This window comes from Vicinamibacterales bacterium (genome assembly GCA_036012125.1).
Taxonomy (GTDB): Bacteria; Acidobacteriota; Vicinamibacteria; order Vicinamibacterales; family UBA823; genus UBA11600.
This window is the reverse complement of record DASCOS010000022.1, coordinates 1-18,613: the sequence shown is the minus strand read 5'-3', so window position 1 is coordinate 18,613 and position 18,613 is coordinate 1. Positions and strand designations below refer to the sequence as shown.

The 18,613-nt window shown below is 58.8% G+C and carries 14 protein-coding genes; 5 read left to right on the top strand and 9 right to left on the bottom strand.

From position 1 onward, the window contains the following. Positions 1–428 precede the first annotated feature (428 nt). The gene (locus tag QGH09_08355; GenBank protein ID HJO18194.1) at positions 429–1,745 is read left to right on the top strand and encodes an amidohydrolase family protein; all 1,317 of its coding nucleotides are present in this window, start codon (positions 429–431) and stop codon (positions 1,743–1,745) included. 200 nt (positions 1,746–1,945) lie between these two features. Here QGH09_08355 and QGH09_08350 read toward each other — a convergent pair whose 3' ends face one another. From QGH09_08350 to QGH09_08310, 9 genes are all read right to left on the bottom strand, one after another. Further along, positions 1,946–3,985, bottom strand: coding sequence for a DUF5916 domain-containing protein (locus QGH09_08350; protein HJO18193.1), 2,040 nt, complete (start codon positions 3,983–3,985; stop codon positions 1,946–1,948). A gap of 99 nt (positions 3,986–4,084) precedes the next feature. Next, positions 4,085–4,519: a cupin domain-containing protein gene (locus tag QGH09_08345; GenBank protein HJO18192.1), complete on the bottom strand. Its 435-nt coding sequence runs from the start codon at positions 4,517–4,519 to the stop codon at positions 4,085–4,087. An 87-nt stretch (positions 4,520–4,606) separates the two neighbouring features. Then, positions 4,607–6,058, bottom strand: coding sequence for a hypothetical protein (locus QGH09_08340; GenBank protein ID HJO18191.1), 1,452 nt, complete (start codon positions 6,056–6,058; stop codon positions 4,607–4,609). A 442-nt stretch (positions 6,059–6,500) separates the two neighbouring features. After that, a complete protein-coding gene (locus QGH09_08335; GenBank protein HJO18190.1) occupies positions 6,501–8,600 on the bottom strand; it encodes a bifunctional rhamnulose-1-phosphate aldolase/short-chain dehydrogenase in 2,100 nt (699 codons plus the stop codon). A gap of 124 nt (positions 8,601–8,724) precedes the next feature. Continuing rightward, complete coding sequence (locus QGH09_08330; GenBank protein HJO18189.1) at positions 8,725–10,386, bottom strand: hypothetical protein; 1,662 nt, start codon at positions 10,384–10,386, stop codon at positions 8,725–8,727. Between the two features lie 4 nt (positions 10,387–10,390). Then, positions 10,391–10,612, bottom strand: a complete 222-nt coding sequence (locus QGH09_08325) for a hypothetical protein (protein ID HJO18188.1) — start codon at positions 10,610–10,612, stop codon at positions 10,391–10,393. 33 nt (positions 10,613–10,645) lie between these two features. Further along, entirely contained in the window at positions 10,646–12,595 is a 1,950-nt protein-coding gene (locus QGH09_08320; protein ID HJO18187.1) for a hypothetical protein, read from the bottom strand. A 123-nt stretch (positions 12,596–12,718) separates the two neighbouring features. Then, entirely contained in the window at positions 12,719–13,804 is a 1,086-nt protein-coding gene (locus tag QGH09_08315; protein HJO18186.1) for a methyltransferase domain-containing protein, read from the bottom strand. A gap of 76 nt (positions 13,805–13,880) precedes the next feature. Further along, positions 13,881–14,096, bottom strand: coding sequence for a hypothetical protein (locus QGH09_08310; GenBank protein HJO18185.1), 216 nt, complete (start codon positions 14,094–14,096; stop codon positions 13,881–13,883). 132 nt (positions 14,097–14,228) lie between these two features. Here QGH09_08310 and QGH09_08305 point away from each other — a divergent pair, with 132 nt between their 5' ends. The 4 genes from QGH09_08305 to QGH09_08290 all read left to right on the top strand — a co-directional run bounded on the left by QGH09_08305 (position 14,229) and on the right by QGH09_08290 (position 18,551). Then, entirely contained in the window at positions 14,229–15,533 is a 1,305-nt protein-coding gene (locus QGH09_08305; protein HJO18184.1) for a M20/M25/M40 family metallo-hydrolase, read from the top strand. A 251-nt stretch (positions 15,534–15,784) separates the two neighbouring features. Next, positions 15,785–17,026, top strand: a complete 1,242-nt coding sequence (locus QGH09_08300) for a molybdopterin-dependent oxidoreductase (GenBank protein ID HJO18183.1) — start codon at positions 15,785–15,787, stop codon at positions 17,024–17,026. Then, on the top strand, positions 16,998–17,582 hold the full coding sequence (locus QGH09_08295; protein ID HJO18182.1) for a cytochrome c: 585 nt from the start codon (positions 16,998–17,000) through the stop codon (positions 17,580–17,582). The genes QGH09_08300 and QGH09_08295 overlap by 29 nt, the downstream gene beginning before the upstream one ends. Positions 17,583–17,645: 63 nt before the next feature. Beyond that, complete coding sequence (locus QGH09_08290; protein ID HJO18181.1) at positions 17,646–18,551, top strand: VWA domain-containing protein; 906 nt, start codon at positions 17,646–17,648, stop codon at positions 18,549–18,551. Positions 18,552–18,613 lie beyond the last annotated feature (62 nt).

The following is an 18,613-nucleotide window of genomic DNA, read 5'->3' as shown; positions in this document are numbered from 1 at the left end:
GCGCGTAGACCGGAGATTCTTACGCTGCGTATTTCTTCGGGCGTTAATTCCACCGTCGCGCACGCGGCTGTATTCAACGTCGCGAGGGCGATTACAGCGAGGGCGATCAGTCGAGCGTGGCGGTCGGACATAGGATTCCTTGGACGCTGCCGACGATACGAGCGGAAGACTAAATCCTACCGCTGGCTGGTGGTGTATTCAACTCGATTACGGCGTGTTCCAATTTGTTCCAATTTGTTAGACAGTTGTGCGTACCTGTGACTAGCTGTGAAAGTTTTTGTCAGTAAAGACAGGCTATGACAAGCTGTGACCAATGTTTGCACAAGTCTCAGAAGCTTGTGCTCGCAAGGGCGTGGGGGTTCAAATCCCCCCTTCCGCACCACATTTCTTTAGGAATTTTAGCAGGTATGCAAAAGGAGAGGACAACCGTGAGTAGTAGTCATCGTTTCAAGAACATCCTCTGTCTCGTGTCAGTAGCTTTGATCGCCTCAACGGCCGAGGCGCTTGGATCGGTAGCGCAGGAAGATAGTGGTGCTGCCGTGGCGATTCACGCCGGGCGTGTCATCGACGGACTCTCGGCCGCACCGCTGGGCCCATCGATCATCCTGGTCGAAGGCGGTCGGATCACCGAAGTCGGCCCGGACGTTGTGATCCCAGCAGGTGCCCAGGAGATCAATCTGTCGGATGCGACCGTCCTGCCTGGGCTCATTGATGCGCATACTCACGTACTCTTCGCTCCACAGGATGGCAAGAATCCTGTCCTAGAAAAATCGGTAGCATTCCGTACGCTCGAGGCGGCGGCCGCGGCGCGCCTCAGTTTGGAAGCGGGTTTTACAACACTTCGGGACACCGATTCGGAAGGCGCAGACTTCGCCGACGTAGCAGTGCGAGACGCGATTGCAGACGGCCTGATCCCCGGACCGCGTCTGCTGGTGTCGACGATGGCACTGTCGATTACCGGCGGGCATATGAACCATGTCGGTCTAGCACCGGCGATCGACCAGCGTGTTCCTCAGCTCGCGGTCATGACGGACACCGTCGACGAAATGATCCGAGAGGTTCGACGACAAGTGAAGTACGGTGCTGACTGGATCAAGCTCTACGCCACCGGGACGATGCGACATGTCGACCGCCACACACTTCAGTCTCTCGCCCAGGTGGACGAAGAGCAAGTGCGAGCCGTCGTAGAAGAGGCGCGCCGGTGGCGCCGTGACGTCGCGGCGCACGCATACGGAGGAGACGGAGCTCGCGCGGCCGTCCTGGGTGGAGTGCGCAGCCTGGAGCATGGATTGCTCCTCGAAGAAGATGTACTCGAATTGATGGCCGAGCGCGGCACCTATTGGGCGGCGACCTTGAGCAATTTCACTCGGTCGACCGGTCTTGCTGGATATCCTGATGACTTCGTAGACCGCCTCAGGAGTCGACATGCCGAGGCATTCCGAACTGCTCTCCGCCTCGGCGTTAACATCGTCTTCGGAACCGATGCGGGTCGGGTCCCGCACGGAAGTAATGCCGGTGAATTCGAACTCATGGTGGGGCTAGGGATGTCACCGATGCAGGCGATCCAGTCTGCCACGTCCGTCGCGGCCGAGTTGCTCCGCCTCGAGAACGAGATTGGCGCCGTAAAGCCAGGGTTCCTAGCAGATCTGATCGCTGTCGATGGCAACCCGCTTGATGACATCGGTCTACTAAAAAACGTCGCCTTCGTCATGAAAGGCGGTGTCGTCGTCAAGGAGACCAAGTAGCGCCCGACTTCCGCTGGCTGGTGGAAGGTTCAATGCGCTTGAGGCGTGTGTCCTTTTTCCGTTACTTGTGCGTACCTGTGACTAGTGTTTGCACAAGTCTCAGGAGTTTGTGCCTCACAAGGGCGTGGGGGTTCAAATCCCCCCTTCCGCACCAAGTTTCCTAGCAATTCTATAAAAGGTTATCTATTAAGAACTTTTCACTACAAGACAGTCGTGATCTTTATAAACAGCGTATTCCCCTGATTCGAGCGTTTACCGAACTCCGCGGTCCCGCGCTGGTAGGCAACCTGTATGGTCCCGAACGGTGGCAGATACCGATAGACGAAAACCGCCTGCATGTTCCGCCGGTCAATCGCCGAGTTCGTCTGGAAGAAGACACGCAGAAACAGATCAGGTGTGAAGAACTGGTTGGCGCGAAGGACGTGGATCCAGGTGCTCTCGTTCTCTGGGTCCGGGTCAAGCTCCAACCGCTGAAGGTCGTATTCGACCGAGAACTCCTTGGTCACCGTGTAATTCGCAGCCGCGCTCAGGAGCTGGAAATCGGCGTCAAAGTTCCGCCCGAACGAATAACCGCCCCGTACCGACTCATAGGACCGCGTGTTGTAACCGAGCTCCACCTTCGTCTGTCTGTTCCGGAAGTCTTTCTCGAAGCGCTTGAACTCTTCAGTGTGGCTGACGGAGGTGCTCCAGCGATTCCGCCAGTCAAACTCGAGCGACTCGTCGACCTTCCAGCTCCGCAGGAGGCCCTCCTGTCCCCAGTAAATGTTGTAGTTCGAACCGTACTGCAGACGCTCGATAGCGCCACTCCGAAGCCAGAACGTTTTTCTGACGGCACCGTCGATCTCACGACGGTCATCATCGCGGATGAAGCCGACCGCATTGATATTGTCGGCGACCCGATCGCCCAAGTGTGTGATTCGTACATGTGCGTGCGCGGTGGGTGAGTCATAGGAAGGCCGGGCGAAGAACGCAACGGTGCCGTTCTTGTACTCGCCGTAGCTCTTGACGAACTGGCCCGTGAACCCGAAATGCTCGGTGAAGAATAGGTTGGCGTCAATTTCAACCGACCCCTGCTGTCGACCATCGTGGGATCGATTCGCCAACATGAAGCCAAGGTTCGAACGGGTCGCCACGTCACGCCGTACCCGCGCAACCGTGTAGTTCGCTCGGGTCGTCGAGCCTTGCAGCTCGCCTTGAGCAGACACTCCTGCGAAGTTCCACCCACCTTGGGTGCCGAGGACTTTCGCGCCACCCAAGATGTCCCCAATCCGACGAGAGTAAAAAGTCCTGATCCGCTGCCTAAACAGTTCCTGCCCCTCAATAAAGAACTGTCGCTTCTCGGCCAGGTTCAACTCGAAGCGAGTCAGGTTGATCTCTTCCTGGTCCGCCTCGATCGTCGCAAAGTCTGGGTTCAAAGTCACATACGCCGAGGTCTGCGGGGTGAGAGCGTAGCGGGCATCCAGCCCGATCGACGCATCCGGTGAACTGCCCTCTTGCGCTTGCGACAGCGCATAGGGAATCACCTGATGACGACGAGTCGGCGCCGGTAGATTCAGACCGATGAGATCGCCAGCCTGCGACATCCGGCCCCAGTGGTCGACCGGCCCTGACCAGAAGCTGCGTTCCAGCGTGCGGCGGCGGCTACGCGCAAAGTTAATGCCCCAAGTCGTGTCGTCACCGGCGGCGTATTGCAGCGTGTCCAACGAGATGGAGACCTCGACGGTGTATCCGAAGTCGGTCTGTTGCGTCGCTGACACCCACGGCGCGTCCCAGGTGTCGTCGTTGGTCATCCCATCCTCGGCCAGCCGGCCATCAAGTTGGGTGCCCAGCACGTTAGTCATGAAGAAATAGCCGGAGCGACCATCGTGGAACGTATCAAGGTAGACCTGCACCGAGTCGTCGTTCCAAAGCTCCGCGTCGCGCTGTGTCATCTGTCCCATCACCGGCTCTGGGTCATGCGCCACAAAGGCGACGTAGAGATGCGCATCGTCATACAGCACAGAGACCTCCGTCTTGAACTTGGACGGTTCTCCGCGGTTTGGCTCGAGTTGGATGAAATCCGTCACACGTGCTGCGTCTCGCCATTCGTCAACGTCAACCACCCCATCGACAGTCGGCGGAGAGGCCGTCTTCACGGCCCGCATCGTAAATGGGTCGATGGCCTGTGCCTGGACCCGCACACCGGGCGAAAGCGCGACGAGGACAGCAAGGACGATGCGTCGAGTGTGGCGATCAGTCATAAGGTTCTTCAGAGGCAGACCACGAAATTGCCAGAGCTAGATTCTATCGCTGGGTGGAGACAAACCGATCTTCCAAAGAGCTAAGTACTTGTTGCATCGTCAGGGGATACGCTGCCAGCGCGTGCCGATCCTGGCCGCCTCCCCTCCAGGCACCCAGATGACAAGTGCCTTGGTCGGCGGTCCGTCAGTGTCGACGATGTGGCTCACAACATCGGGTGGCTTAACATAGCCCAACATGCCCTCGGTCAGAATGTTACTCTCTCCATTGACCACGTGCTCGAGCGTTCCTTCCAAGATGTAAAAAATCTCGGTCACCCCATGCGAGTGGTCACCCGAGTTAGTTCCTGGTGGGAACGTCATCCGTCCTACATCAACTTCCGCGCCCATGGCGGGGCCGTCAAACAGAACATCAAGACGTGTACCATTAGGTCCGCTCTGGTAGCTCACAATGTCAGTTGCGGTTTGCGCAAACATGCCGGCCCCAAAACAGACCAGGCAGGCCACTACTGCGTAGGTTCGTTGTCGTCGGGTCATCATCGTCTCCGGTCGTTCATGGCAATGCGGGTGTAGACGCCCATCCTACTGCTGTCTGGTGGAGGGTTCAACGTGGGAGCGCGGCCGTCACCTTGAGCTTGACCCTTGAACCGCCGCCGGCACATAGAGACGGATGTCCGTCAGGCTGGCACTACCCTCGTAGACATTCGTGTAGAGGTCACCGATGACGAAGTAGTCCGGGTAGGCGGAACCGGTTGGCCACTGGTTCGGCCAGGTCGTGCTGCCGTATGCGTCGTTCTGTACGAGGCTGCCGTTGAACCGCCCATCGTACTCGCTGGCGGCACTGTTGTAGTGCCAGATCGGTGCGTTGTCAACGATGAACGGGCGGTGGAAACGAAGGGTCTTCTGTCCGACCCTGGCGAAGTTACCGCTCGCCTCCAGGGTGTAACCGGTGGTGTCCCGCTCGATGGCGAAGGTATAGAACTCGTTCGGCATCAATTCCGGCTGGAGTTCGGCGGCCGAGGAAAGCTGCTGCTCGGCGACCCCGCCGGAGCAACTGGTCATAAACCATTGCGAGTTGCCGGCCAACCCACCCGGACCCGGGGTCCAGCCCGGCATCCCACTGATCCACATGTTGAGGGTGTTGAAGCTGCTATCCCGGTAGTTGTAGTACTGGTTGGTGTTGGAGTCGCAGACCCGGCCACCGGTGCCGCTGCCGACCCGGTCCGGGTGCATAGAGAAGGCATCCATCAGCACCTTCCTCCGGTAGTGCCAGAAGTGGTTGTTCCGCGGCGCCGGATTGGCGACGTCTACGATGGCCAAAAAGTGGAACCCGTTGTAACCGTACGTGCCTTCACGTACGTCCTGCCACTCGCAGTATGGCACTGACGCGTCCCCGGTCCAGCCCCGACTGTTCGAACCCTCGCCCCACGGGTGCTGGGTCTTGCAACCCTCGGTGCTGTAGCCGTTGACCCGACCGCCGTACTCGAGCGAGCCGTAACGCTTTCCACCGAAGTCGAGGGTCTTCAGCTTGTACTCGATGCGGTACTGGGACGGTAGCTTATTGGTCGGTCGGAAGATCGCCCCACCGGTGTGGTCGGGTATGTCCAGCACCGCCACGTGCCCGTCGCCCTGCGCCTGGGTGCTGATCGACGGTGGGGCTTCGATGACACCGTCCTTGTCCCAGTCCCGAGCCGAGAGCGAGGCGGTCAGCCAGCCGTCCTGGCCGACCGGGAACTCCTTGCGATAAGTGGCGAAGGAGTTGAAGGCGGCGCTCCAGTCCGGGCCGTAGTCGTTCCGGTACCACAGCCCGGGGTCGTCCATGATGGTGTCGAACGGGTTACTGTAGTCGTCCCGGACCCAGGGTGCGACCGCTCCGTTCAGCGGGGTGGAAAAGTCCTCGGCATAGCGCAGGGTCCAGTTAGCCTGTGTCCTGCGAGGGGCGTCAATTCCTAAGTTTTCGATTTCCTCTGGCGTCAGTTCCTGCGGCGGCGGATCTTGTGGCACACACGAAACCACACTCAGCACCACGGTGGCGTAAATGGTAAGAACGATGTGACGTGTGTGGCGACCGGCCATAGGATTCCTCTAGAATCGCCGACGATGTTATTGGAGAGCTCGATTCTACCGCAATGAACCCATCAAGAAATGTAGAATGAGCGCATGACCTGGCTTGAAGTTTGGTTAGTCTCGACTGTCATTGTCACTGCCATCGTTTGGTACGCGACAGTGAAAGTCATTAATCGAATCAATAAACCGACAACCAAGTAAAGCCGAAGCGCTCTACTTGTACTGATGGGCGACGGTAAGGCGTGTGGCCATTTGTGGCCATTCTTCCGTCACACGCGCACACCTCTGACTAGCTGTGACAAATTTTGTTAATAGAGACAGGGTGTGACTAGGCTTGGCACAAGTCTCAGGAGCTTGTGCCTCACAAGAGCGTGGGGGCCACCCCCCTTCCGCACCACATTTAGCTGATCAGTGCTTGAGGAATGCGCGGGTTATTCATACTGCCTCTCCCCTAGCGTGTGAATGAAGGTGCGTGGCCGGCATCAACGTTAATAATGTTGCCAGTAGATTTGGCAGACTGCTCGGAGGCGAAGAAATACACGGCCTCGGCAATGTCCTCCGGGAAAACACTGCGCTTTAGCAGACTGCGGTTGCGGTAGTGTTCTTCCAACTCCTGTTGGCCCAGTTTATAGGTAGCGGCTCGTTCTTCACGCCATTTACCGGTCCAGATTTTGGAACCGCGCAGGACCGCATCGGGGTTGACCACGTTGCAGCGGATGCCCAGCGGTGCACCTTCCAGAGCCACCGAACGGGCCAGTTGAATTTCAGCCGCTTTGGCGGTGCAGTAGGCGGAGGCATCGGGTGAGGCCACCAGTGCGTTTTTGCTTGCGATAAATACAAAGGCACCACCGATGTTTTGCACCTTCAATAGTTTGAAGGCCTCGCGGCTGACAAGAAAGTACCCGGTGGCAAGGATGTTGATGTTGCGATTCCAAAGCTCAAGACTGGTCTCATCCAGTGCAGCGGAACTAGCAATACCGGCGTTGGATACAAGGATATCGATACCACCAAAGGCAAGGGCGCTGGACGCCATTGCTGCGGTTACACTGGTTTCGCTGGTCACATCACACAACACGGTATTCACCACATCCTGACTGTAGTCGGCGCTCAACTCCTGTTTGGCACTCACCATCGCCTCGGTATCAATGTCTGCCAGGATCACACAGGCGCCTTCGTTGAGCAGGCGGCGGGCAGTGGCCTTGCCGATACCACCGGCACCGCCGGTGATAAAGGCCACCTGTCCGTCCAGAGATTTGGGTTTGGGCATGCGCCGCAGCTTGGCCTCTTCCAACAGCCAGTACTCAATATCAAAGGCTTCCTGTTCATCCAGGCCAACATACTCGCTAACGCCGTTGGCTTCGCGCATCACATTGATGGCATTGACGTAAAACTCACAGGCGATACGGGCGGTGGCTTTGTCTTTGGCGAAAGTGATCATGCCCACACCTGGCACCAGGTAGACCACGGCATTGGTATCGCGTATGGCCGGGCTATTGTCACGCTTGCAGCGGTTGTAGTAGTCAGCGTAGTCGGTGCGGTAGGCCTCCAATTGCTGATCCAGCCCTTCCACACAACGGGCCAACTCCGCTTCCAAGTCATCGGCCGTGGGGTTGAAATCCAGCACTAGTGGACGAATTTTAGTACGCAGGAAGTGGTCCGGGCAGGAGGTGCCCAGTGCCGCCAGGGGGCGTAGGTCATTGGCGTTAACAAAGGCCAGCACTTCATCAGACTGATTGCAATGACCGACTTTACGCTGAACCGTTGATATCTTGCCGCGAATCAATGGCATCAGCCTTGTCGCGACGGCATCGCGCTCCGAAGCAGACAAGGGATTGTCGTAAGCCGACCCACCAAAGGCCACACCGGTGTTCTTTTGCGCCAGCCAATCCGCGGCTTTTTGAATCACATCCAGAGAGTTTAGATAGCACGATTTGGACTTGTCTCCCCAGGTGAACAGACCGTGCCCTTCGAGCACAATGCCTTCGATATCTGGACGCTCCCTACACAGAGTTTCCAATTTCAGGCCGAGGTCGTAGCCGGGGCGCTGCCACGGCAACCAGCCCAACTCACCGCCGAAGATCTCTTCGGTCAGGGCGCGACTGTCTTTGGTACAGGCAATAGCAATCACCGCATCCGGGTGTAAATGATCGACATGGTCGTAGGGAATATAGGCGTGTAGCGGCGTATCGATACTGGCGGCGCGATTGTTTAAGTTAAAGGTGCAATGGGGCAGGTAGCCGACCATTTCATCTTCGTGCTCCAGCCCCCGGTACAGTGACTTTAGCTGTTGCAGTTTGTCCATGTACAGGGTGGCAAAACCCGACAAGTCGATGGAACTCAAGTCACCACCAGAACCTTTCACCCACAGCACGCGTGTGGGTTCGCCGCTGAGACCATCGTTCACGAGCAATTTGGCCGAGGTATTACCGCCACCGTAGTTGGTGATACGCAGGTCGGAGCCCAACAGATTGGAGCGGTATTGCAACAGCTCGGAGTCGGACATGGCCTTCGCTCTGTCGTCGGACCAGAGGTTTTCAAGCTTTGAGGTCATGATTTTATTAACCTTATTCCCACTCAATCACTGCCAACGATGCTGCTGGAGGACTAGAGTTTACCGCTGGCTAAATGGTCGAGAGTAATTCATCTTTTGCAGTGCCACGCCACCTCGGCGATCATCACTGTTTTCGGCCGCGCACGAACAGCGTGCCAGCAACGAAGTACACGAGCGTCGGCCAGCCGAGCCAACTCTTGAGTGCGGCGTGGTTCTCGACATACCCGTCGAGTCCGCCGAGCGCAATACGCAGGCCAAGCCAGAAACAAGCACCGAGTGCTGCCACCGCGATCGCTCCCCAGAGCCGGTCTCGGCCGTGGTTCGGCCGCCGGGAGGACACTACAGCATAACTCGGCGTCGGCCGAACCGTTGGCGTCACCGCCGTGATGTTCTTTCGAGCACCCGTCCGCGACGCCAGCACGGCATAGACCGCACCAGCCGCGACATACGTCGGCACGAACAGGAAGAACAGGTGGACACCCGCCAAGTGGAGACCGAACGCCACGATCATCGAACTCAGCCAGGCCACCAGCGCCGGTACGTTGAGCGCACCTCGCCCTTCTGCTTCAAGCCAGTAACGTCGCCAGCCGAGCATCGGGAAGAGCCAGTGTTCGGTTAAAACGATCGCACCAGCCGGACAAAGAACAAGACCGTAGATGCCGACGAAATCAAGCAGCCGGCTGAAGACAAACGGGAAACAGGCGATGGCCGTGGTCACGACGCCGACCGCGAGCGTGATCCGCGTACGCGATCCGTTGCGTGTGACCGCCTGCAGCGCCAGTCCAGCACGGTAGATCGTCGGGTTGGAGGTCGTCCATCCGGCAATCACAACCGCGAGGACCCCGGCCCAGCCGAGCGTGGCGTGGGCGACGCCGCCCGAGTCGATCTCGGTCAGCGAGTTACCCATGAGCACCGCCGCGCCTGCGCCCATGACGCCGGCGGCGATCCACGCCACATAGTGACCGAGGAACGTGCCAAAAATCGAGAAAAGTCCGTAGCGGACATTCGGCGCATATCGGAACTGCGCCATGTCAGAAAGCCCGGCGTTCATCGCCAGATTGCACACCCAAGCAAACGCCGCAACATGCCAAAACGAGAGACCCGGGCCGCCGTCGGGCGTGCGGCCAGTCCAGATCGCCGACTCCCCCATACGCCAAAACTCGCCGAGCGACCCGACTGCCCCGACACCGGCGGCTTCTCCTAAACGCGGCAGGACTGCCAAGGCTCCAACGAGGAACATAAGGAACATCCAAGGCGCGCAAACCATCGCAAAGTCGGCGAGCCTTTTGAAGCCGGCGATCGCAAGCCAAGTCACCAAGCCACCGATCGCAGTGACTACTAGGACAAAACGCGCGTCAGTTGGATAGAGACCGGTCTGCGCTGGAATGCCGAACGGAATCCTGACCGCCGACGCGGCAACGGTGATCATCGCGCCGGCTAGCACGCAGTAGAGTAGCGCGTTCAAAATGTTGGCAACGGCGGTCACCGCCGGGCCACCGATCCGGCGGAGATACCAATAGAGCGTGAGGCGCGTATCGACCGCCACCGGTGCACACAGGAGCGTCCAGTTCAGCACGGCTAGGAGGTTGCCGACTGCGAGGCCAACGAAGACATCGCCGATGGCTGCGCCCCAAGTAACGAAGCTCGCACCTATCACGAACTCGGTGGCCGCGACGTGCTCACCCGCGAACGATGCTGCGAAGTGTCCTGGACCGAGAAGCCGGTCGTCGCTCACAGGCTCGCGGTCGAATTCGTAGTGAGCTTCCGGGGCACCGACTTCAGCCATGGCGTCACACGATGCCGGAGTGGCCGGTACGCTCAGCGGTTCGTGCGTTAGCCTGCCACTTTCGGTAGCCCGAAACGCGATAAACTGTAATTGGATCGATTGCGCCACCCCCACCTACTCGAACCATTCGAACGATCGGCTCGACGTCGATCTGAGTCGCCTCAAGTTTTCGCTGTTCTCGCTGGACAGCCGAGAGCCCCTTCTTCCGTCCAGAGTTGCCGCACATAGACGAACATCCTACCGCTGGCTGGCGGAGGGTTCAACGCGAGTGCGCGACTTCCCACTCACGCACGAGCTGTTGGGCTTCGGTAATTTGAGTGGGCGTCATCCGGTCCGCAACTTCGTCACGAACCGTGTTCGCTGACGTTAGTTCGTAAGTTGGTCGTCGTGACACTCGGCGGATAACCCACTCGGTGACGCGGTCGAAAACACCGGTCGCGGTCCTGCGTTGTTTTGCTAAGGGCGCCTCCTGGGACGCCGCAAGGCTGAGCCACATGTAGGCGGTAACGTTATCCTGTACGATTCCAACCCCACGGGTATACATGTCCCCAAGAGCGAACTGTGCCGAAGCGCTTCCCTGTTCCGCGGCTGGTCGAAACCATCGCACCGCTTCCGCCGCGTCCTGGGTTACGCCGCGGCCGGTTTCGTACGCCACACCCAGGTTGTACTGCGCGTTGGCATCTCCCTGCTCGGCGGCGCGCCGATACCACACCAGAGCCTCCACTACATCCTGACGGGTTCCACGACCGGCGGCGTACATTTCTCCCATTCTAAGTTGCGCTGGAAGGTAGCCCTGCTCGGCGGCCCGGTGATACCACCGTATCGCTTCCGCCTCATCCTGCACGACGCCGCCGAGCCCGGTGGAGTACATACCCCCAAGGTTGACCGCCGCCTCCAGTTGACCAGGCCCATCCCCATCAGCCGTCCTGCGCAACCACCTCAGTGCCTCGACATCGCCTTCCTGCGCCGCCATCCGATACCACCTTGCCGCTTCTTCCAAATCCTTCGCTATCCCACGCCCGAAAAAATACCGGTCTGCGAGGCCGACCTGCGCTGGAACATAGCCTTCCTGCGCCGCCATCCGATACCACCGCACCGCTTCTGTCGGGTCCCGTAAGACTCCACGCCCAGAAAAATAAAGCTCTCCGAGAGCAACCTGCGCGTCGATGTTCCCATGGACTGGCCCTGCAGCCGTCGTCCGGAGGAACTCCAGCACCTCGACATTACCTCGCTCGGCCGCCATTCGATACCACCGCATCCCTTCGATCACATCCAGCGGGACACCTCGCCCATTTAAATACCGGCCCGCAAGGGCGGTCATTGATGGGCCATGACCCTTTTCGGCGGCCAGGCGAAACCACCGCACCGCTTCCCCGTCATCCTGCACCACACCCCGGCCGGTAGCATACATATCTGCAAGATTGACCTGGGCGTCGAGTTGTCCTCCCTCAGCCGCTTGGCGTAACCACCCAACCGCCACTGTAGCGCCTTGATCGGCCGTCAACCGTAGGCTGTCCTGTGCGATGGCATTTCCCTGCTCCGAAGCCCGAAGAAACCACCGTACCGCTTGCCCGTCATTCTTCAAAACCCCCCGCCCGGTGGCATACATACCGCCGAGAGCGACCTGGGCGTCAGGAAGCCCTTTTCGAGCCGCTTGGCGCACCCAACTTAACGCTTCAGCATCGCCTTGCGTCGCCGCCATCTGATACCACCGCACTGGGTCTACTGCATGTTGGGATGCGATCTGCCTCACAACTTCCGCGAACCCCGTGGCATACATGGCTGTAAGGTTTACTTGTGCTACGGACGAGCCTTGCTCCGCGACCTGGTGAAGCCATGCCACCGACTCCGGGTCACCTTGTTCGGCCGCCATTCGATACCACCGCACCGCTTCCGCCTCATCCCGCACGACGCCTCGCCCGTCGTAATACCGCCCCCCGAGTCCGTTCTGGGCCGGCAGATGCCCTTGTTCCGCCGCAAGCCGCCACCACATTAGCCCTTCACGGGCATCCAGCCGAACACCACGTCCACCGTTGAAATACCAACCACCGAGGGTCACTTGCGCATCGGGGTCACCATTCCGAGCTAGTACGATTACATCGGAAACTCGTTGCGGATTGGCTACTTCTTGCCGCGCATCACTCGGAGTCCACACCACAGCAACAGCGAGAACGGTAAGGCCGAGGAGACAAGCATGACGACGGTTCATAATATTTTTCACACGCCGACAGCGATATTCGTTGGAGGACTTAAGTCTACCGCTGGACGGTGGTGCGTTCAACGTGATTGAGATGTGTGTCAATTTGCATCAGAAAAGAAAGACAAACGGCAATCAGCGTTGTATGGCACTAGGCTTATAGCCAAGAGCGCGTCCGCCCCAGTTCTCGTCGATTCGCACGCGTTCGAGCCTCGCCTCGCGATACCACGCTTCCACCTGCTCACGCCGGTAGTAGTTCACCAGTGGCACCGATAGCCCATCAAACCAGTCGGTGTGAAGGGCGCGAAAGGGGTACCGTGCGTACAGTGTGAATGGAATGTACCGCGCGAATCGTCGCGTCGCTCGAAAACGGCTTAGAATCCGATACGGCATGATCCATGCGAGCCATTGCCCGGTGGCGAGCGCGAGACACACCACATCGAGCAGGCGCAACGGCATGCGCGTCGACAGTACACGCATGAACGAGAAAGCGGCGATCTGACGCCCGCGACGCCGGAGATAGACCCAGATAAATATCGGCGCGTCAGGCTTAAGCAGTCGCGTCAGGGTCAGAAAACCTGTCTTTGGGTCCGACAAGTGATGCAGAACGCCGACACTGTAAACGAAGTCAAGCGCCGCCGACGCTAGGGGTGGATGAAGAATGTCACCCTGCACGAGATGCACGTTAGACAGATGGCGCGTGTTATCGCGAGCCGCTTCGATGGCCTCACTCAGGTCGAGACCGATCATCTCGGCGCCGTACGACGCAGAGTACTGAAGAGACCGGCCAAAGCCGCACCCCGCATCGAGACCACGTCTGCCCGGAAAGAAGCTAGGGGTGATGGGTCTAATCGAATCGAGAAAGACCCGCTCCCAGTGTGGATACATCTCCTTGAATTTTCTCCACTGGTAACTGTAGCTCCTAACGGTACGCCTTTCAGCCTTCAACCGGCCGGTCCGCGGCGCCTTTGACGAGCGGCTGATGATCAAGTCCGGGTCAATTTTCCACCGGCGAAAAAAGTCTGCATGGTATCGGCCGACCACGTGAATGTGCACGTCTGGCAGTAGACGTGGAATCGCGTTGATAATCGGAAACCTACGGTCGCAGAGGTCGCATGTCAGCAAGCCTTCCTCAACCTCGCTGGTTTCGTAATAAGCGCGCAGCGTCAGGCACCCCGCACATTCAGGACACCTGAGTAGCTCAAGAGCAGTTCTCCTCATGTCTACAGTAATTTAGGCAGTAAAGAGCAGCGATCACGGCCGCTCTTTCAAAAAGGTTTACGTCCCCAATCTGCTCTTACCCCAGCTTCACAAATTCCTCGGGTAGCCATGCAGGCGTACCTTCCTCGTAGTGATTGTCGGTCAAGGGCCGCTGGTTCGAACCGTCAGCGTCGGCAATCATGAACTCGGAGCGGAGAGGCATATACTGGTCAACATAGATGCGGTCTTGCGCGTCCACGGTCGCTCCAAGACTCAAGCTAACAACAATAGTGACGAGTAATTTTCGCAGCATAGTGGAAGAACAGAGTCTACCGCTGGCTTGTGGCGAGTTCAACGTGATTGAGGCGTGTGTAACTTCGGGTCACTGGTCGAGAAAACGAGACTTGGCCGACAATCGCGAGAAACTGAAGTAAAGTGGCAGTCAATGTTTAACAGTGTGTCACATCAGAACCGACCTTCTGGGCGTGAGTCATCCGTCGTCTTTCATGCCACAGCCTTGATTCTTCTCACGGGTGCTTCCTCGATAAGCGTTGCTACGCAGACGGGCGCCGATGAAAACGTCGCCGCGGCGCTCAAAACGCAGGCTATCTCGGCTGCATTAGAACATGTAGAGTTACACCGCGATTCCACCACAGCCTTCCTCGCACACATTGCTGCTATCGTCTCGCCGTCGGGGCAGGAACATGAGCGAGCAGAGGCGGTCGCTGCGCGGATGCGCGATATCGGCCTAACCTCAGTGCTCGTTGACGAGACACCGAACGCGATCGGCGTCATCCCAGGTTCCTCTGGCAAGTCATTGGTTTTCATTTCGACCCTTGATGATTTGGCCACTGTCGCCGACCACCAGCGGGCCGCAACGACCTCCCCGCACGTAGATGGCGACCGCCTTCTCGGTCCAGGCACAAACACTTCATCCTCGACCGCGTCAATTCTGGCGGCGGCCGAGGCACTCGTCGCGTCAGGGTTTCGGCCCGAGCATGACCTGGTCTTTGCTGCGGTCGCCCAAGAGGAAACCGGTCTTATCGGCATGAAGGTCGTCTACGAGGCATTCCAAGACCGCGCCGTCGGGTTCGTCGACGTTTTAGGCGACGGCCGGAGAATTAGTTACGGTGCCATCGGCATCCACTGGTGGCGAGTCATCGCCACCGGACCCCCGGGACATTCTTTGAGTGGCGGCCTCCCAAACGTGAATCAGGCGATCGGCCGATCCGTGGACCGCATCCTGCAAATGCCCCTTCCCGCGGGGCATCAGGATTCGCGGACGATTGTCAACGTGGCGATGCTCCAGAGTGGAGCCGTCTTCAACCATAAGCCGGCGACCGGATGGTTCTCGCTCGACATCCGGTCGCTCGACATGAACGTGATCGACACCATCGAAGCTGGTGTTAACACCGTGCTATCAGATGTTTCGTCAGAAACCGGCATACAGCTCGAAATGCAGCCGTTCCAGCTCACACCGAGCGGTCAGATCCCTGGTGCGCGAGAATCGGCACTGGTGACAACAGCCGAAGCGATCTCGCGACATCTCGGCCTTGAGCCCACCCTTAGCAACAGCGGCTCATCCAATATGAACGTCGCACTCGGCAACGGCTCCCTAGCGATTGGACTCGGCGGGTCGCGGGGAGGTAAACGGGCTGAGGTCGGAGAATGGGCTGATGTCCCTGCGATGTTGCGGACTGCGACACATGTCGTACTTCTTGCAGCAACCATCGGTGGCGGGTTCAACTAAGCAATAATCAGGAGTGCGCGCCGTTATAATACGCCCAAGCTTAGCTCCATCACGCACAACATCTGGAACCTCAGGCCCATTCAGCGGCCGCAGGGAGGAGGACAACCTTGAGTAGTAGTCGTCAAGAAGACGAAGTAGCGCTCGACTTCCGCCGGCTGGAGACGAGTTCAACTGGACTCCAAGATTGGCGTATACTTCCGATGGCTGGAAAGCGATCTCCCCAGTAACCTCATCTACGAAGGAGGGACCCAATGGGTTCAAAACGACCTGATCGAAGGGGATTCCTAAGAGGCGGTGCCGCGTTGGCCGGTGGTTTGACCTTGGGAGCGGTAGAGCCCGCGCGCGGCCAGACGCCAAGATCTGAGGCGCTCGACTTCATCAAGGGCAGTGAAGAAATGATTGCCTATGGCGAGCGCTCCCGTTTCGTGACTTCGGTACGCATAGCGCACCCGCCGGGCAGTCGGCCTTCGCCCGATGAGTTTGGGCTCGTGTTTCACGTGGCGGCACCGCTTCAGGATTCGGTGGGGATGATCACGCCATCCTCGCTCCACTTTGTGGGAACCACCCGAGGCTCCTTCATGCCAGACATCGATCCCCAAGAACATCGTCTCATGATCCACGGCATGGTGGACCGTCCACTAACCTTCACTATGGAGGACTTGAAGCGTCTCCCTTCCGTCACCCGCCCTCATTTCATCGAGTGTGCAGGAAACCGTTCACGGTCCCAGTTTAAGACGGTGCAGGAAACGCATGGGATGACCAGCTGTGCCGAATGGACTGGAGTCCTCCTGTCTGTCCTCCTTAAGGAGGCCGGCGTGAAAGACGGGGCGCCCTGGATCGTCTGTGAAGGGACGGAGGAAGTGAAGGGATCGTCGAGTATTCCGATGGCAAAGGCCATGGACGACTGTCTGGTGGCCTACGGCATGAACGGTGAGGCAGTGCGTCCGCAACAAGGGTTTCCGCTGCGGCTCCTAGTGCCCGGTTTCGAAGGCATCTTTCACTCGAAGTATCTCAGGCGCGTCAAGGTGGTGGACCGGTATTACATGACCTACAACGATTATGGGCATCTTCGTCAAGACCCCGATGCCGCTGCTCTCGGCTACCAGATTGGGCCGAAATCGGTCATCACCTTTCCTTCCGGCGGACAGCAGCTGCCCGGCCGCGGATTCTACGAGGTCAGTGGCTTGGCCTGGTCCGGTGGGGGCGCCGTCGGCAAGGTGGAGGTCTCCACCGATGGCGGCCGGCACTGGACGGACGCTGAAATTGAAGGGACGCCGTATCGGATGGCGCATACTCGCTTCAGATACCACTGGAATTGGGACGGAAACGAGACCGAGCTCCTTTCACGCTGCACGGACGAACTGGGGCAGGTGCAACCGTCGCGAGCCCAAGTCACCAAGTTCTTTAACGTGAATCGCGTACCCGGCCAGGACAATTCCATTCAGCCGTGGCGGGTCGCAAGCGATGGGAGCGTGCACAATGCGATTTCTTAGGCTTCTCCCGGTTCCGCTTCTGATGCTCATGGCGAGCTCCGCCCTGGCGCAGTCGCCCACGTATGGCGTGGGAAGAACCCCGACCGCCGAAGAAATCCGTGCTTGGGATATCTCCATCAGCCCAACGGGAGAGGAACTCCCGCCGGGGCGTGGAACCCCCGAGGAAGGCGCGCTGGTCTATCAGCGGAAACGGTGTGGCGGATGCCACGGGCCGGAAGGGGAAGGGGACCGAGCTGACAGGTTGGTTAAGCGTGACGGCGGGTCAGATGCCGATCCCTGGGCATGGGGGCGAATACTGCCGATCCGCGCGCCGTATGCGACCGTGGTGTGGGATTACATCAATCGCGGCATGCCGCTCAACAGAGAGGGAACGCTCACCGCCGATGAGGTCTACGCGCTGACGGCCTATCTGCTCTACATCAACGATGTCATCCCGGAGGACAAGGTGCTTGACGCCCAGAGCCTGCCGCAGATCGAGATGCCAAACCGCGATACGTTCGCTCGCGTGCCGGACTGGGAGCCCGGAATGCCGAGGCTCTTAGGCTACCCCTATTAGACCAGCAACCGCGGCCATTTCAATCGAGGCAACCACGGTGTCGGACGATAGGAGGTCATCGCAATGAGTACCCGCACTAACTGGCTGATGTTACTAGTCGGGGTAATGCTACTCGCTCTACCTAGCGCCGCCTGGGCACAGGCCACTCAGCAACAACTATTCGTCACAGTCGTCGACGCAACAACCGGCCTTGGGGTGCACGACCTTGGTGCTGAGCATTTCGTCGTCCAGGAGGATGACGTCCAGCGCCAAATTCTAGGAGCGTCCTTGGCTACCGAGCCACTTGAGATCGCGGTTCTGGTTGATACGAGCGAGTCAGCACGCTCGATCATGCGCGAGGTGCAAGAGGGCGTCTCCGCCTTCGTCGAAGGTCTCCGTTTCAACATCGGCATGGGTGTCGGCGACCAGGTGGCTCTAATGACCTTCGGCGGTGCTCGATTCATTCTCGTCGACTGGACCAGTGACCTCGAACAGCTAAAAGAAGGTGCTACGAAGCTGCGGTCGCGGCAGGGAACCGGCACCTTTCTGCCGGACGCGGTAAACGACACCGCCAAGGACTTCAGCGAGCGTGAAGCTGCGCGGCCGGTTCTGGTCGTAGTGTCAACCGACGGGATCGATTTCTCGTCGCATCGGGACTTCAGAAGGATTATTCAAGAACTGCGAGGGAGTTATACTCTGATGTACTCGGTCTTCATCCCGACTGCCTCACGACGGATGACCTTGAACTGGGACTCGCGCGAGCGCGACGCCCTTCTCACTGAAGGCCCCCGGCAAACGGGCGGCCGGCGCATCAACCTCTCGGGGAGACAGGCCATAACTGGTGCGCTGATGAGTATTCAGAACGAGCTCACGAGTCAGTACGTCGTCACTTATCACCGACCGGAGTCACCGGTTCCGCCCGAACGACTCTCGTTGGGTGTGACCCGACCCAACCTGACGGTTCGCCTGACACCACGCAAGCCTCAGTAGGCTGTGTTGCATGAGCCGCGACAAGCAGAACATCTGCGTGGTAGGTGGAGCGGGGCACGCCG

Coding starts and splice junctions, on each gene's coding strand:
- QGH09_08315 (HJO18186.1), bottom strand. CDS start 13,804: ATGAGGAGAACTGCTCTTGAGCTACTCAGGTGTCCTGAATGTGCGGGG.
- QGH09_08350 (HJO18193.1), bottom strand. CDS start 3,985: ATGACTGATCGCCACACTCGACGCATCGTCCTTGCTGTCCTCGTCGCG.
- QGH09_08345 (HJO18192.1), bottom strand. CDS start 4,519: ATGACCCGACGACAACGAACCTACGCAGTAGTGGCCTGCCTGGTCTGT.
- QGH09_08330 (HJO18189.1), bottom strand. CDS start 10,386: ATGGCTGAAGTCGGTGCCCCGGAAGCTCACTACGAATTCGACCGCGAG.
- QGH09_08290 (HJO18181.1), top strand. CDS start 17,646: ATGAGTACCCGCACTAACTGGCTGATGTTACTAGTCGGGGTAATGCTA.
- QGH09_08320 (HJO18187.1), bottom strand. CDS start 12,595: ATGAACCGTCGTCATGCTTGTCTCCTCGGCCTTACCGTTCTCGCTGTT.
- QGH09_08310 (HJO18185.1), bottom strand. CDS start 14,096: ATGCTGCGAAAATTACTCGTCACTATTGTTGTTAGCTTGAGTCTTGGA.
- QGH09_08325 (HJO18188.1), bottom strand. CDS start 10,612: ATGTGCGGCAACTCTGGACGGAAGAAGGGGCTCTCGGCTGTCCAGCGA.
- QGH09_08340 (HJO18191.1), bottom strand. CDS start 6,058: ATGGCCGGTCGCCACACACGTCACATCGTTCTTACCATTTACGCCACC.
- QGH09_08295 (HJO18182.1), top strand. CDS start 16,998: ATGGGAGCGTGCACAATGCGATTTCTTAGGCTTCTCCCGGTTCCGCTT.
- QGH09_08305 (HJO18184.1), top strand. CDS start 14,229: ATGTTTAACAGTGTGTCACATCAGAACCGACCTTCTGGGCGTGAGTCA.
- QGH09_08335 (HJO18190.1), bottom strand. CDS start 8,600: ATGACCTCAAAGCTTGAAAACCTCTGGTCCGACGACAGAGCGAAGGCC.
- QGH09_08300 (HJO18183.1), top strand. CDS start 15,785: ATGGGTTCAAAACGACCTGATCGAAGGGGATTCCTAAGAGGCGGTGCC.